Here is a 13,358-nt window from a genome sequence, read left to right on the forward strand (position 1 = left end):
GGCTCCGGGCGGGATGGCGAGCAGCGTTAAGAAAATGCGATGAGCGAAGCAGCGGAGCGAAGCGACGCATCTGCGTTATCTGCGTTTTCTTATCCCATTTGCCCACTCACCACTTACTCACCTACAGTATCCTAAAAAAACGACGAAGTACTTTCGTCACATCACATCGAAAAAAAAACGGGTTGAGAGAAATTATCAAATATTTTTTTGTAATTTTCCCTTCTTACTCCGTCATTGCGACAAAGTTGCGGAGAATCCTCAGACCCGCAGGCCCGCTCTTCTCCGGATGGAACTGCACGGCCATGGCATTTCCGCATGCCACTGCCGACGCATACGGCACAATGTACTCAGTCCTTGCAATCGTCGCATCAGGCGTCGTATCCGCATAATAGGAGTGCACAAAGTACACAAACGTCCCGTCCGCAACATCCGTAAACAGCGGATGATCCGCCGGCGTGATCGTATTCCATCCCATCTGCGGAACCTTCATCCCGGTCATGCGGGGAAAGCGCCGCACCGTCCCGGGAATCATTCCGAGCCCCTCATGCATCCCGTGCTCCTCGCTTCGTTCAAGCAGCATCTGCATCCCAAGACAGATACCGAGCAGCGGCTTCTCCCGCACCGCCTCCTCCACCACCCGGCGGACCGGCGCAAGCTTCTCCATCCCTTCCGCAAACGCTCCCACGCCCGGCAGCACAATCCCGTCGGCGGATGCGATCAGCTCCGGATCCGCCGTAACCACCGGACCGCAGCCCGCAGCCTCCAAACCCCGCACCACGCTCCGGAGATTTCCCAGACCGTAATCGATCACCGCAATCTTAGAAGTGGCTGTCACAATCCCCGTCCTCCTCTGCCGACTCGCGCACGCGCCACAGACCTTTCGACGCCCACTCAGGCGGCTTATTGTTCCGGCTGCCCCAGTCCGCAAGTTTCGCCTCCCACCCGCTCCACATCTCTGGATACATCGCCGCAATATCCTTCATGCACGAAATATCCGACGACGGACACATAAAGCAGCCGATACGGTCAAGTCCCAGCTCATACAGCGGGTTATACGGTGCCTTCTCCCGGAACAGATACAGCCAGTCATGCATCGCCGTCCAGTGCTGAATCGGGGCAGCCGACAACTGACAGGGAACATTTTTGTTCCGCCAGACCCGCGGACTCTGCATCCGCTTCGCCGACTCATACTTCCGCTGCCCGATCAGCGACAACGCCTCCCCCCATGTCTCCTCAATAAGTTCTTTTACCGGCATCAGCTTGCATGCCTTGCAGCACCAGCGGAAATCCACCGCAGGAGGGCCGTTTGTCTCAAACCCTTCCCAGAACCCTGCATTCCCGGACCGTTCGATAAGTTCAAGCCCGTACAAATCCCGGACCTTTCGCACATTCTCAATCGTCTCCGGAAATTCAAGACCCGTATCCGCAAAAATAATCGGCAGTTTACCTACCGCCTTAAGAGTAATCAGCAGCGTCACCAGACTGTCCTTCCCGCCTGAGTAGGAAACCGTCGGCTGGATCCCCGGATTTTTCGCAATCACATCGCGGATAAACTCGATCGACTTCCCCTCATACAGATCCAGAATAGCATTATTCGCCCGGATAGCATCCTCCCACGTTGACGGCGCCGCATCGATCACCGGCTTCTGCGTCCGGCGGGTACGCACCAGCTGCCCGCGGGTCGCACCCACCGTCTCCGCATACGACATCTTCGCCCGTCCGACCGCAACACACTCGCCGCTCTCCGCCATCACAAACACGCTGTCGCCAACCGTAATCTCCGGTGATACCGACACCACACCGGGCATGAGAACACTCTTGCCCTCCTTGATGTACTCCCCCGCCTCATCCGTCACGCGGACCACCCGCTTTGTCGGCTGCACTACCAGTGCCGCAGCCTCGCGGGGCAGCACCTCCCACCGTTCCTCGGCAGGAATATACCGGATTGCACACACCACTGCCCCTCCGAGAATAACTTCCTCCATCCGATCCTCATCCGGAACTTTATTCAAAAGAGCAAGATGCCCCTCCGGAATCAGCGGAACGCCGAACTGCTCCGTAAACAAACGGTTCACAAGATTTCGGTCGCGCGCAAACGCAGGCCGCACATCCCCGGGCGGGGTCACCGAAACCGGACGGGTTTTCGCCCCGCAGGCGCACAGCTTGCCCATGACCGGAACATGGCAGTGATCGCACCAGTAAAACGGTACCGGTGCAAGAAACGGAGAGGACTTCATGGATAAGTAATGGGTACTGAAAAATAATGAACACAGCGGAAACCGCATGCCGCAAAGCGGCATTACGCCTTTCCGCACATCTCAGTAGTCGCGGACGAGACTGACCGTACCGTTGTCAGGCGTCGAAAGCGTTGCCGCACTGTTTGAAGACAGCGTCATTGTATATCCGGCAGTATTCGGAACGGAGATGGTGTACACATTGTCCGCCGTCTTTGTCCAGGTACCGTAGGACTTCACCTCGGTCTCATACGATAAGGGTGCCGTGGTCTCAACCTCGATCGCAACAGTACCGGAACGCAGGAACTCAAGCTTATACTCCACCCGTGTTCCGTCACTCTTGGTAAGTACTCCGTCCCACTCGCCTGCAACCGGATCATACAGTACCGCATTGTCCGCATCAGGCAGAAGTGTCACGGTCTTACTCTCCGGTGTTGTCAGGGTACCGGTTCCGTCGTTGTTCATCACAAACGTATAGGTCCCGACCGCATCGAACACGAGACGGTAGGACGCGGTTTTTGTCTCCGTCCACGTGCCGTAGTAGGTTCGTTCCTTATCCATAACGCCCGTACGTGCATCGATCTCAAGTTTTGCCGAGCCGCCGTATGCGCAGTCGATCTTGTACTCAACCTGTGTACCGTCATCGTTCACCAGCACGCCTTCCCACTCGCCCGGTACCACATTTATTACCGGACCGGGTCCTTCAGGAACCGGGACGGGGGTTCCGGTCGGAACCGTGGCAGGATTGGTATCCGGCGGTACGTTGATGGTAATGCACCCTGCCGCAGCCGCACAGATAATACAAAAAACCACGGCAACAGCAAGCAATAGTGTTTTTTTCATACCATTACATATCTTGCTTCCTGATGTTATATCTGCAGATCTTTGCAAAAAATCCTCAATCGAATCTGTGTGTCATGTTGGCACTATATTTAGGCAAGCTCACAAAACATAATGTAATGCTTATTTTACAATATGTTAAATACAATGAGCACAAATCAGATATTGTATGAAGTCAAAGTTCCTGAAGTACGGCCTTCTTCTTTGTATTCTTGTCCTTGTTGCAGGAATCCCGGCGGTCTCGGCCGACGACACTGCAACCGGGCAGGTATCTGTTACCAGTCTTACGATCGATCCCGAAGTCCTGATGCCGGGCGACACCGCTATTGTCACCGCCGTTATCAAAAACTCCGGAACCACCTCCGTCTCTATCGGTCGTGCCCTGATTATGGGCGTAAACGAAGTCTACTCCCCCGAAGACAAAGCCTACAACAGTGTCGGCATGCTCGGCCCGGGCGATGAAATGACCTTTACCTTTCCTATCACCTCCCGTGGTGCAACCGGCACCTTTTATCCGATGCTCTACCTCGATTTTCTGGACTCCAGCCTTACCAGCCTGAAGTACACCTTTGCCGTGCAGGTTGACGACACCCAGCTTTCCGTAGCCTTGATCGATCAGCCGGACGCCTTTGGTCAGAGCAGAAATGAAGAGGTCACGCTCCGTATCGGCAACCCGCGTGCCAACACCTTAAACGGCATTGAGATCAGTGTCTCGGGTGATGGTGTCTCCTCCAAACAGACCGCTTACTTTGTCGGAAAACTCGAACCGGATCAGTATGTGGATGCCGTACTGACCGTGGTCGTTGACCAGCCGACGGATCTCTCCTTTGACGTAACTTACCGCAACGGCCAGAACCTGCACAGTAACTCGGTGGAGATTCCGGTCGAACTCGGGGAACGCAAAGTCCGGGCGGAACTGGTTCTCAATAATCTTGAAGTGAAAAACTCCGGCAGCTACTACACCATCACCGGTGACGTCAACAACGCGGGCCTTGAGGATGCAAAGTCGATCACCGTCACCACCGGCGGGGCAACACCGTCGGAACCGATGAAGTCCTATGTGGTCGGATCGCTCGAACCGGACGGACTTGCCGAGTTTGAGGTAACCTTCACCAGCCCGCAGTCCGACACCGTAACGCTTGTTGCGGACTACAAAGACTCCGACGGCAACCTCTATCAGGAAACTGTCGGGGTAAACATCGGGTCTGCCTCCGCCCCGGTGCAGAACAGTGCCGGTACCACCCAGTCTGCACGAACCGGCGGCGGTGATATGGCCGGCACCCTCATTGCGGTGATTGCAATCATCGCCGTTGCCGGATGTGCAGCGTATGCCTGGAAGAAAGGACTGCTCAGTGATCTCCGGAGATGAGTCTCATGAGTGCATCGGTTCCCGTCGTTGAACTGCGGGATGTCTATAAAATCTATCACATGCCGGCAGGCGATGTACATGCCTTAAACGGCGTCACATTTTCGGTGATGCCGGGTGAGTTCGTGGCCATTATGGGTCCGTCCGGTTCGGGAAAATCCACCCTCATGAACATGATCGGGTGTCTGGATGTCCCGACCAAAGGCGGGATGTACATTGACGGCCGCAGCGTCAACGAGATGACCGACGATGAACTGACCATTCACCGCCGCGATCACATCGGTTTCATCTTCCAGAAGTTCAATCTGATCGGCCTTCTGACCGCATACGAAAACGTCGAGTATCCGATGATTCTCCGGTACGGCAAGCGTGATGATACCGGTCGCCCCAAAGAACTGCTTGCAAGTGTCGGCATTGATGAGGCAAAGATGACCCACACACCGTTTGAGTTGTCCGGCGGTCAGCAGCAGCGGGTGGCAGTTGCCCGCGCCCTTGCAAACGATCCGGCCCTTCTCCTCTGCGATGAACCGACCGGAAATCTCGATTCGAAGATGAGCGAACAGATCATGGCACTGCTCCGCGACTTAAACACCCGCGGCAGAACGATCATCATGGTGACGCACGATCCGCATACGGCAACGTATGCGGATCGTACCATCATCATCCGCGACGGGGAAATTGTGAATGCGTGACAAACTATTTTCTCCGATAATCTTCGATCTGTCGGTGCGCAACCTGCGGCTGAACTTTCTCCGCAGTCTTCTTGCGATGATCGGCATCATCATCGGCGTTGTTGCCATCACCTCAATGGGGATGACCGGGGCGGCGTTTTCCGAAGAGCTGACCGGATCCCTTACCGGTACCTCAAACTCGATCACCGTCTCCGGCATCTCCAGTACCGGCTCTGGTCCGAACTCCTACATGACTGCGGGACTCTCCACCAAAGATCTGCGAAACATTGAGTCTGCGGTCAAATCCGTCACCGAGAATTATGTTCTGATACCGATGTACACCGGCTATGACATGGTCCGGCCTGCGGGTTCGGATGAACGGATGCAGGCATCCATCTACGGACTGAATGCCGCAGACATTGCGGATCTGGTAACGGTTGAGGAAGGCAAGATTCCGACCGGCAACAACGGTGTTCTCATCGGCCGCCAGCTTGCCGACGATTACAGTCTTTCGGTCGGCAGCAGGATTGAGATTCCCCAGCGCAACAGCAGTACCATCTCGGTGCGGGTTGTGGGCATCATGGAAAACTCAGGCTCAATGACCTTTACGTTCTCCACCGACAATGCTATCATCGGTACAACGGACTGGTATGAGCGGTTCCATGAAACCGGGGGTCTTTACTCCTCGGCAATGATCACGGTGGACAATCTGGATGATCTTGATCCGGTCATTGCCGCAATTGAGGCGAAGATGAACGGCCGCACCGACCGGACGACGGACGATACCGTTCTGATCAGTGACGCCCGGCAGTTTGTGGAGTCGATGCAGGAGTCAATAGGCATGATCTCCGTCTTCATCATGGCGCTTGGCGGCATCTCGCTCGTGGTCGCTGCGGTCTCCATCTTCAATGTGATGCTGATGAGCGTAAACGAACGCATCAGGGAGATTGGTATTCTCCGCAGTATCGGAACCCTGCGGTATCAGATTCTGCAGATGTTTCTGTATGAGGCGGCGATCATCGGATTTATCGGTGCGGTGATCGGCGGAGTTCTCAGTCTGATCGCTGCCGCGGTTGTGATCAGTCTGATGCTGGGAAATATTTCCCTGATCCTCAGTCCGTCCGTTCTGCTGTATGTCCCCTACGGCATTCTGATAGGTGTTGCTGTCTGTCTTCTTTCGGGACTCTATCCTGCATGGAAGGCAGCCAATCTGAACCCGGTCGAGGCACTTGCCTCCGACTAATCTTTTTTTGTAAATGTAGCTAAAACTTTACAATATGTTAAATACTTTGAGCCGCAATCAGTACTCAATGACCGATCAGGAAACTCCCGTGGTCGAGTTGCGGGATGTCTATAAAGTCTACCATATGCCGGCAGGCGATGTACATGCCTTAAACGGTGTCACATTTTCGGTGATGCCGGGTGAGTTCGTGGCCATCATGGGTCCGTCCGGTTCGGGAAAGTCCACCCTTATGAACATGATCGGGTGTCTGGATGTCCCGACCAGGGGTGAGATGTACATTGACGGCCGCAGCGTCAAAGAGATGACCGACGACGAACTTACCGAGCACCGCCGCGACCGCATCGGTTTCATCTTCCAGAAGTTCAACTTAATCGGTCTTTTGACCGCGTATGAAAATGTTGAGTATCCGATGATTCTCAAGTACGGCAAGCGTGATGATACCGGCAGACCAAAGGAGCTGCTTGCAAGTGTCGGCATTGATGAGCAGAAAATGACCCACACACCGTTTGAGCTCTCCGGCGGTCAGCAGCAGCGGGTGGCAATTGCCCGTGCCCTTGCAAATGATCCGGCTCTTCTCCTCTGTGATGAACCGACCGGTAACCTCGACTCAAAGATGAGTGAACAGATCATGGAGCTGCTCCGCGATTTAAACAGCCGGGGCAGAACGATCATCATGGTGACACACGATCCGCATACGGCAACGTATGCGGATCGCATCATCGTCATCCGCGACGGCGAGATCGTTGACGAATAACCCCTCCCCTCTTTTTCCCTCCCGAACAAAAACATTGAAGTGTCATCCGTGCTAACATGTAGCACACATGTTCGGAAAACAGATCCGTATGGAAAGAATAGTAGACCGCAACTCGGGCAGAGTTGTCATTGTCCCCCTGGATCACGGTATCTCCATGGGGCCTATTCCCGGTCTTATCGATATGCGTGACACGATCAACAAGATATCCCTCGGCGGTGCAACCGCTGTTCTCATGCACAAAGGAATGGTCCCTTACGGTCACCGGACCTCCGGCAAGGATATCGGACTCATTGTTCACCTCTCCGCAGGAACCGGTCTTGGCGGCGACCCGAACTCCAAGGTTATCGTGACCACCGTTGAGGAAGCCCTGACCCTTGGAGCGGACGCCGTCTCCATTCATATCAACCTCGGCGCAGACACCGAGCCGGAGATGATCCGCTGTGCCGGTGAGATCTCCCGCAAATGCCAGCAGTGGGGTATGCCGCTTCTTGCGATGGTGTACCCCCGCGGCAGGAATGTCAAAGACCCCTTCGATGTTGACGCCCTCAAGACCTGCGCCCGCGTTGCCGCAGAACTTGGTGCCGACCTGGTGAAGACCAGCTACACCGGTGACATCGACACCTTCCGCGAGGTTGTGCAGGGTGCCCAGATTCCGGTTGTCATTGCCGGCGGCCCGAAGATGAACTCGGATCTTGAGATGCTGCAGATGGTGCGCGACTCTCTGGATGCCGGAGGACACGGTGTCTCTATTGGAAGAAACATCTTCCAGCACAAGGACATTGTCGGTATCACCTCGGCGGTATCTGACATCGTTTTAAACGACGCCTCTGTGGAAGATGCCGTGAAGCGTCTGAACCGGTGATGCTGCAATGCCGCTGACACTTCCTCCGGTTCTGGTCCGTGCCGATCTTGCCCCGGACTACGACGACCGCAAACAAATCGTCGCCGCAGCCCTTGAAGCAGGGTATACCAATATCATACTCCGGCCCGAAGACTCCGCATTAACCCGTCTCGGCAGATATACGGGAATTACTGCCGACGGGAAATATCTCATGTATAGCGGGGAAAAAGTCGGAGCCATCCTTACGTTGTCGGGTGCAGAAGATATGGAAGAAGCGTACAGCATGAAAGATACCGTACCCTGTCTTGTCATCACCCCCTCCGACTGGAAGGTTATCCCGCTGGAAAATCTCATCTCGCGGTTCCAGAGTTCATCGACCCGCGTCTATGTATGCGTCAGAACTCCCGAAGAGGCAAAGCTTGCCTTTGCCACGATGGAGGTCGGTGCAGACGGTGTGGTGATCGCTCCGGAGAGTCCGGCAGATATTGCCGGATTTGCCGGTATCCGATCGGATGAGTTTCCGGATGCCGCACTTACGACCGCACCGGTCACCAAGATCACCCCTCTGTCGCTGGGTGACCGCGTCTGTATCGATACCTGCTCCCTCCTTGCGCAGGGGGAAGGAATGCTCGTGGGCTCGCAGTCTTCGTGCCTCTTCCTCGTCTGTTCGGAAAGTTTCGAGAGCGAGTACGTCAACTCCCGTCCCTTCCGCGTAAACGCAGGGGCGGTTCATTCCTATATTCTCTGCCCCGACGGGACAACCCGCTATCTCTCGGAGATTGCGTCGGGTGACTCCGTTCTCACCCGGATGCCGGACGGTACGCTTCGTTCCGTCTCGGTAGGCCGGGTGAAGATTGAGGTCCGGCCCATGCTCCTGATTGAGGTGGAAGCGGGCGGCAGAACCCATTCGGTGGTTTTACAGAACGCCGAGACGATCCGCATCGGAACACCGGCGGGTGCCGTCTCCGTTGCGGATCTTGCGGTCGGTGATGAGGTCTTTGTCAGACTCGAAAGCGGAGGCCGCCACTTCGGACATGCTATGGCGGAGACCATCTGCGAGAAATGACCCTGATCTGTGCGGTGATTGCCGCAGATACTCCGGCTGCCGCAAAGGCAATGACCACGGAGGCGCTGGCCGCAGGTGCGGAGGCGTTTGAGGTCCGGCTGGATGCACTCGCCAACATTCCGGATGATCTCTCCTTTCTGCCGACCGAAAAACCGGTGATTGTCACGTTCCGGTCCGCGGAGGACGAAAGCCGGCGGGAGATTTTTGCCAAAGCTCTCACTTGCGGTGCTGCGTATGTGGACATTGAGTCCGATTCGGTTCTGCGCAGTGTCTTTCCCCGCGAGCGGGTCATCTGTTCGTATCACGACTTTACCCAAACACCGACCGCACAAGAGATTCTGCATCTCTTCTGTGATCTCGCCGCTTCCGGCATCCCGAAGGCTGCGTTCATGGTGCGGGGCCCCCGTGATCTGCTGGAGATCCGGAAGGCAGCGGTTGTTCTGCAGCAGAGCGGCGAGCCGTTTATCCTGATCGGGATGGGTGCCGCAGGTGAGATCACCCGCGTCCGCGCCGCAGACATCGGTTCGATGGTCAGCTACTGCGCGGTCCGGCCCGAACTTGCATCCGCTCCCGGTCAGATCACGGTGGCCGAGGCCGCAGGCCTCGGTACCGATCCGGTTGTTACCGCGATCACCGGCTGGCCGCTGGAACATACCCGTTCCCCGCAGATGCACAATGCGGCATTCCGTGCCGCAGGTATTGCGGGACGCTATGTCAGAATTCCGTCCCCCGCCGCGGAGCTTCCCCTGCTTCCGGAAGTGCTTCGCTGCTACCGGATACGCGGTGCAAACGTGACCATCCCGCATAAACAGGCAGTCATGCCCCTTCTGTCGGAGGTGGCGCCCGGGGCACAGAGCGCCGGCGCGGTGAACACCATTCTTGCCGGTTCTGCGGGGAATCTCACCGGCACCAACACCGATATTGCAGGAATTGCCGCAACCATTGCGGCACTGGACGTCACGTTGTCCGGTGCACGGGTGCTTGTTGCCGGTGCAGGCGGCGCCGCCCGGGCAGCGGTCGCCTGCCTGACGGCTGCGGGAGCTGCGGTTTGCATCACCAACCGGACGATGGAAAAAGCCGAAGCTCTTGCTGCAGAGTTTGGCGCAGCTGCGGTGCCGCTGCATGCGCTGAACGCAGGATATGATCTCGTCATCAACGCAACACCTGCCGGGATGAGCGGATTTTCCGCCGAAATTCCGATCCCTGTATCGATCCTTACCCCGCAGACGGCGGTCTTTGACATGGTGTATGAGCCGGAGACCACACCGCTGCTTGCCGCAGCCCGTGCCGCAGGCTGCCGTGCCGTGCTGGGCGGTAAAACCATGCTCATCGCACAGGCGGTGGCATCCTTTGCACTCTGGACGGGCACTGCCGCGGACGCCGCGGCAATGACCGCCGCATTCGGAGGAGAGTCATGATCGGTCACGGGGTCTCCTACGGTGCTCTCTCGGTCATCAATGCAATTGCGATGGGGAAGGGAGCCGGGTTCGGTATCGATCTGAAAACCGAGGCAACCGTCCGCCTCACGGCCGAGCCGGAGATTGTGGTTGAGATAGACGCTCATCCCTCGGAGGATACGCGGCTTGCCCGCTTTTCGGTCGAGGAGATGCTCAGGCGCTATCCGGACTCCGGGATGCGGGGGGCGGTGATTACCACGACCTCCAACATTCCGATCTCCCAGGGACTCAAAAGCAGCAGTGCGGCAACCAACGCAATCCTTGCCGCAACCGCCGACGCGCTCGGCGTCACGCTTGACCCGCTGGAGATTGGGCGTATCGGCGCAACCGTTGCCATTGCTGCGGGGGTCAGCATCACCGGAACATTTGATGATGCCTGCGCCTGTATGCTCGGCGGTCTTGTCTTTACCGACAACCCGAATCGTGAACTCCTGCACCGGCTGCCGATGCCCGAAGGATACACGGCGGTCATTCATCTGCCGGAGTTCCAGATCCGGAAGTCCGCGTTTCCCAAGGAACGCATGCGGGAGATGGCGGATGAGGTCGCCGCCGCATATGACCGCGCTCTTGCGGGCGATGTGTTTGGCGCGATGTATGCAAACGGTGCCTGTACCTGCCGGGCGCTCGGGATTGAACCGGAGGCTGCCGACCGGGCGCTTGCCTGCGGAGCGGCAGGCGCGGGGCTTTCCGGTACCGGTCCTGCGACCGGTATTCTTGTTGAAACCGACCGGCTTGATGCATTTCTGGATGCTTTCGGGCGCGACCATGTGATCGTGGCCAATGTCAGGAACGGTGATGCAGTATGATGCTTGCCGTACAGAGGTCTGCGGTGCGGGGAACGGCTGCCGCCCCGCCGTCGAAGAGTCACACGCACCGCGCCTTCATCCTCGCCGCCCTTGCGGACGGCGAGTCGGTCGTCTCCTCGCCGCTGCTCGGCGAGGATACCTGCGCAACGCTGGACGCGGTTGCCGCACTCGGCGCTGCGGTGTCACGCCGGGGGGATGATGTTGTCATCTGCGGCGGCGGTCTGCATGCTCCGGAGAAGGTCATCGACTGCAAAAACTCCGGGACTTCGATGCGGATTCTTGCAGGTGTTGCTGCACAGATTGCGGGCACGACCTCCTTTACCGGTGATGCCTCGCTCTGCTCGCGGCCGATGAAGCCGCTGCTTGATGCACTTACCGACCTTGGCGTTGCGGTTACTGCCGCAGACGGCGGGTGTGCTCCTTTCTCGGTGACGGGACCCGCAACCGGCGGTTGTGTACACATCCGTGGGGACATCAGTTCGCAGTTCATCTCTGCGCTCCTGATAGGTGCGCCGCTGAGTGGCCGTGAACTGAACATTCATCTGACTACGCCGTTAACGTCCCGCCCCTATGCGGAGATGACCATTGCCGCGATGCAGAGACGCGGTGTTTCCGTTATCACAACCGGGGACGGGTTCATCGTTCCGGCAGACCAGTCCTACCGCCCGGTACCGGTAACGGTCGGCGGCGATTTCTCTTCGGCGGCGTTTCTGTTTGCTGCGGGCGCTCTTGCGGGTGATGTCTGCGTTACCAATCTGGACCCTGCTGATCCGCAGGGAGACAAGATGTTCATCGATCTGCTGGAACGGCTCGGCGCTGCTGTGTCACGCGGACCGGACGGTACGGTTCGCGCCGGTCGCGGCGAGCTGCGGGCAGCAGACGTGAACCTTGCAGATGCGCCGGACCTGTTCCCGATTGCGGCGGTTCTGGCAACCTGCTGCTGCGGCACGACAAAACTCTACGGTGCGGCGCATCTCCGGTTTAAGGAGAGTGACCGCATCAGATCCACTGCCCTGTTCCTCCGTGATATGGGCGCAGACATTACCGAGACCGACGACGGCTGTATCATCCGGGGTCCCTGTCCCCTTCACGGCGCAAAGGTTACCACCTTTGGCGACCACCGTATCATGATGGCCGCAGCAGTTGCCGGACTGATTGCTGACGGTACGACCGTCATCGATGATCCCGGCTGCTGCGCGGTTTCCTATCCCGCATTCGTTGCTGATATGCAGGCGCTTGGCGCAGATATGAGGTATATATGAATACAATTGGAACAGCAGTACGGCTCACCCTGTTTGGTGCAAGCCATGACAGCCGCATCGGCTGCGTGATCGACGGAGTTCCGGCAGGAACTCCGGTCAGTACGGATCGCATGCTTGCGGATCTTGCACTCCGAAAGCCGGTTGCCGGTATCGGGACGCCCCGTGTTGAGGCGGATGTGCCCGAGATTTCCGGAGTGGCAGGCGGTGTTGCAACCGGTGCGCCGGTGGTGATTACGTTTGCGAATGCGAACACAAGAAGTTCGGACTACGAAGAGCTGCGGCTGACTCCCCGTCCCGGACATGCGGACTATCCGGCTGTCTGTAAGTACGGGGCTGCGCACGATATTCGCGGCGGGGGTATGTTTTCTGGCAGGATGACTACGCCGCTTGTTGCGGCTGGTGCGCTGATGCGGGATATGATCGCGCCGCTTGGTATCAGCGTCGGGTCGTATCTGTCCCGTGTTGGGACGGTTGTTGATACGGATGAGTATGCGGCGGAGGAACTTGTCCGTTCGCGCGAGAATCCGCTGCGTGCAATGACCGGGGATCTTGCCGAGCGGATGCGTGCGGAGATTCTTGCGGCAAAGGCCGAGGGTGACAGTGTCGGCGGTGTTGTCCGGGTTTTGTGTTCGGGTCTTCCGGCAGGACTTGGCGAGCCGTTCTTTGATACGCTGGACGGGGAGATTGCCAAAGCGGTGTTTGCGGTTCCTGGTGTGAAGGGCATTTCGTTTGGCAGCGGGTTTGCGGCTGCTTCCCTGCGCGGGTCGGTGAACAATGATCCGTACCGCATGGTTGGTGGGGGGGCGGGGTGGGGGGGG

Annotated in this window: 13 protein-coding genes; 10 read left to right on the forward strand and 3 right to left on the reverse strand. The window is 57.5% G+C overall.

Features of this window, described 5'->3' with window-relative positions; translation table 11 throughout:
- Positions 1-223 precede the first annotated feature (223 nt).
- From hisH to O0S09_RS09425, 3 genes are all read right to left on the reverse strand, one after another.
- A complete protein-coding gene (hisH, locus tag O0S09_RS09415; RefSeq protein WP_268923726.1) occupies positions 224-835 on the reverse strand; it encodes an imidazole glycerol phosphate synthase subunit HisH in 612 nt (203 codons plus the stop codon).
- Entirely contained in the window at positions 819-2,237 is a 1,419-nt protein-coding gene (locus O0S09_RS09420; protein ID WP_268923727.1) for a phosphoadenosine phosphosulfate reductase domain-containing protein, read from the reverse strand. The genes hisH and O0S09_RS09420 overlap by 17 nt, the downstream gene beginning before the upstream one ends.
- Positions 2,238-2,318: 81 nt before the next feature.
- Positions 2,319-3,077 (reverse strand): hypothetical protein, encoded by a 759-nt coding sequence (locus O0S09_RS09425; RefSeq protein ID WP_268923728.1) that lies wholly within the window; start codon positions 3,075-3,077, stop codon positions 2,319-2,321.
- Positions 3,078-3,243: 166 nt separating this feature from the next.
- On the opposite strand from O0S09_RS09425, the gene O0S09_RS09430 reads away from it, so the two are divergent.
- From O0S09_RS09430 to aroC, 10 genes are all read left to right on the forward strand, one after another.
- On the forward strand, positions 3,244-4,443 hold the full coding sequence (locus O0S09_RS09430) for a COG1361 family protein (RefSeq protein ID WP_268923729.1): 1,200 nt from the start codon (positions 3,244-3,246) through the stop codon (positions 4,441-4,443).
- A gap of 5 nt (positions 4,444-4,448) precedes the next feature.
- Positions 4,449-5,132: an ABC transporter ATP-binding protein gene (locus O0S09_RS09435; protein WP_268923730.1), complete on the forward strand. Its 684-nt coding sequence runs from the start codon at positions 4,449-4,451 to the stop codon at positions 5,130-5,132.
- The gene (locus tag O0S09_RS09440) at positions 5,125-6,354 is read left to right on the forward strand and encodes an ABC transporter permease (protein WP_268923731.1); all 1,230 of its coding nucleotides are present in this window, start codon (positions 5,125-5,127) and stop codon (positions 6,352-6,354) included. The genes O0S09_RS09435 and O0S09_RS09440 overlap by 8 nt, the downstream gene beginning before the upstream one ends.
- 67 nt (positions 6,355-6,421) lie before the next feature.
- The gene (locus O0S09_RS09445) at positions 6,422-7,108 is read left to right on the forward strand and encodes an ABC transporter ATP-binding protein (protein WP_268923732.1); all 687 of its coding nucleotides are present in this window, start codon (positions 6,422-6,424) and stop codon (positions 7,106-7,108) included.
- A 67-nt stretch (positions 7,109-7,175) separates the two neighbouring features.
- Positions 7,176-7,970 carry a 2-amino-3,7-dideoxy-D-threo-hept-6-ulosonate synthase gene (locus O0S09_RS09450; RefSeq protein ID WP_268923733.1) on the forward strand — a complete coding sequence of 265 codons (795 nt, stop codon included), beginning with the start codon at positions 7,176-7,178 and terminating at the stop codon, positions 7,968-7,970.
- Positions 7,971-7,977: 7 nt separating this feature from the next.
- The gene (locus tag O0S09_RS09455) at positions 7,978-9,015 is read left to right on the forward strand and encodes a 3-dehydroquinate synthase II (RefSeq protein ID WP_268923734.1); all 1,038 of its coding nucleotides are present in this window, start codon (positions 7,978-7,980) and stop codon (positions 9,013-9,015) included.
- Positions 9,012-10,433, forward strand: a complete 1,422-nt coding sequence (gene aroE, locus O0S09_RS09460; RefSeq protein WP_268923735.1) for a shikimate dehydrogenase — start codon at positions 9,012-9,014, stop codon at positions 10,431-10,433. The genes O0S09_RS09455 and aroE overlap by 4 nt, the downstream gene beginning before the upstream one ends.
- Positions 10,430-11,278 carry a shikimate kinase gene (locus O0S09_RS09465; RefSeq protein WP_268923736.1) on the forward strand — a complete coding sequence of 283 codons (849 nt, stop codon included), beginning with the start codon at positions 10,430-10,432 and terminating at the stop codon, positions 11,276-11,278. The genes aroE and O0S09_RS09465 overlap by 4 nt, the downstream gene beginning before the upstream one ends.
- Positions 11,275-12,540, forward strand: a complete 1,266-nt coding sequence (aroA, locus tag O0S09_RS09470) for a 3-phosphoshikimate 1-carboxyvinyltransferase (protein WP_268923737.1) — start codon at positions 11,275-11,277, stop codon at positions 12,538-12,540. The genes O0S09_RS09465 and aroA overlap by 4 nt, the downstream gene beginning before the upstream one ends.
- Positions 12,537-13,358, forward strand: an 822-nt coding sequence (gene aroC, locus O0S09_RS09475; protein WP_268923738.1) for a chorismate synthase, incomplete at its 3' end; no start/stop codon positions are given. The genes aroA and aroC, both read left to right, overlap by 4 nt.

The organism is Methanocorpusculum vombati (assembly GCF_026891935.1).
GTDB lineage: Archaea > Halobacteriota > Methanomicrobia > Methanomicrobiales > Methanocorpusculaceae > Methanocorpusculum > Methanocorpusculum vombati.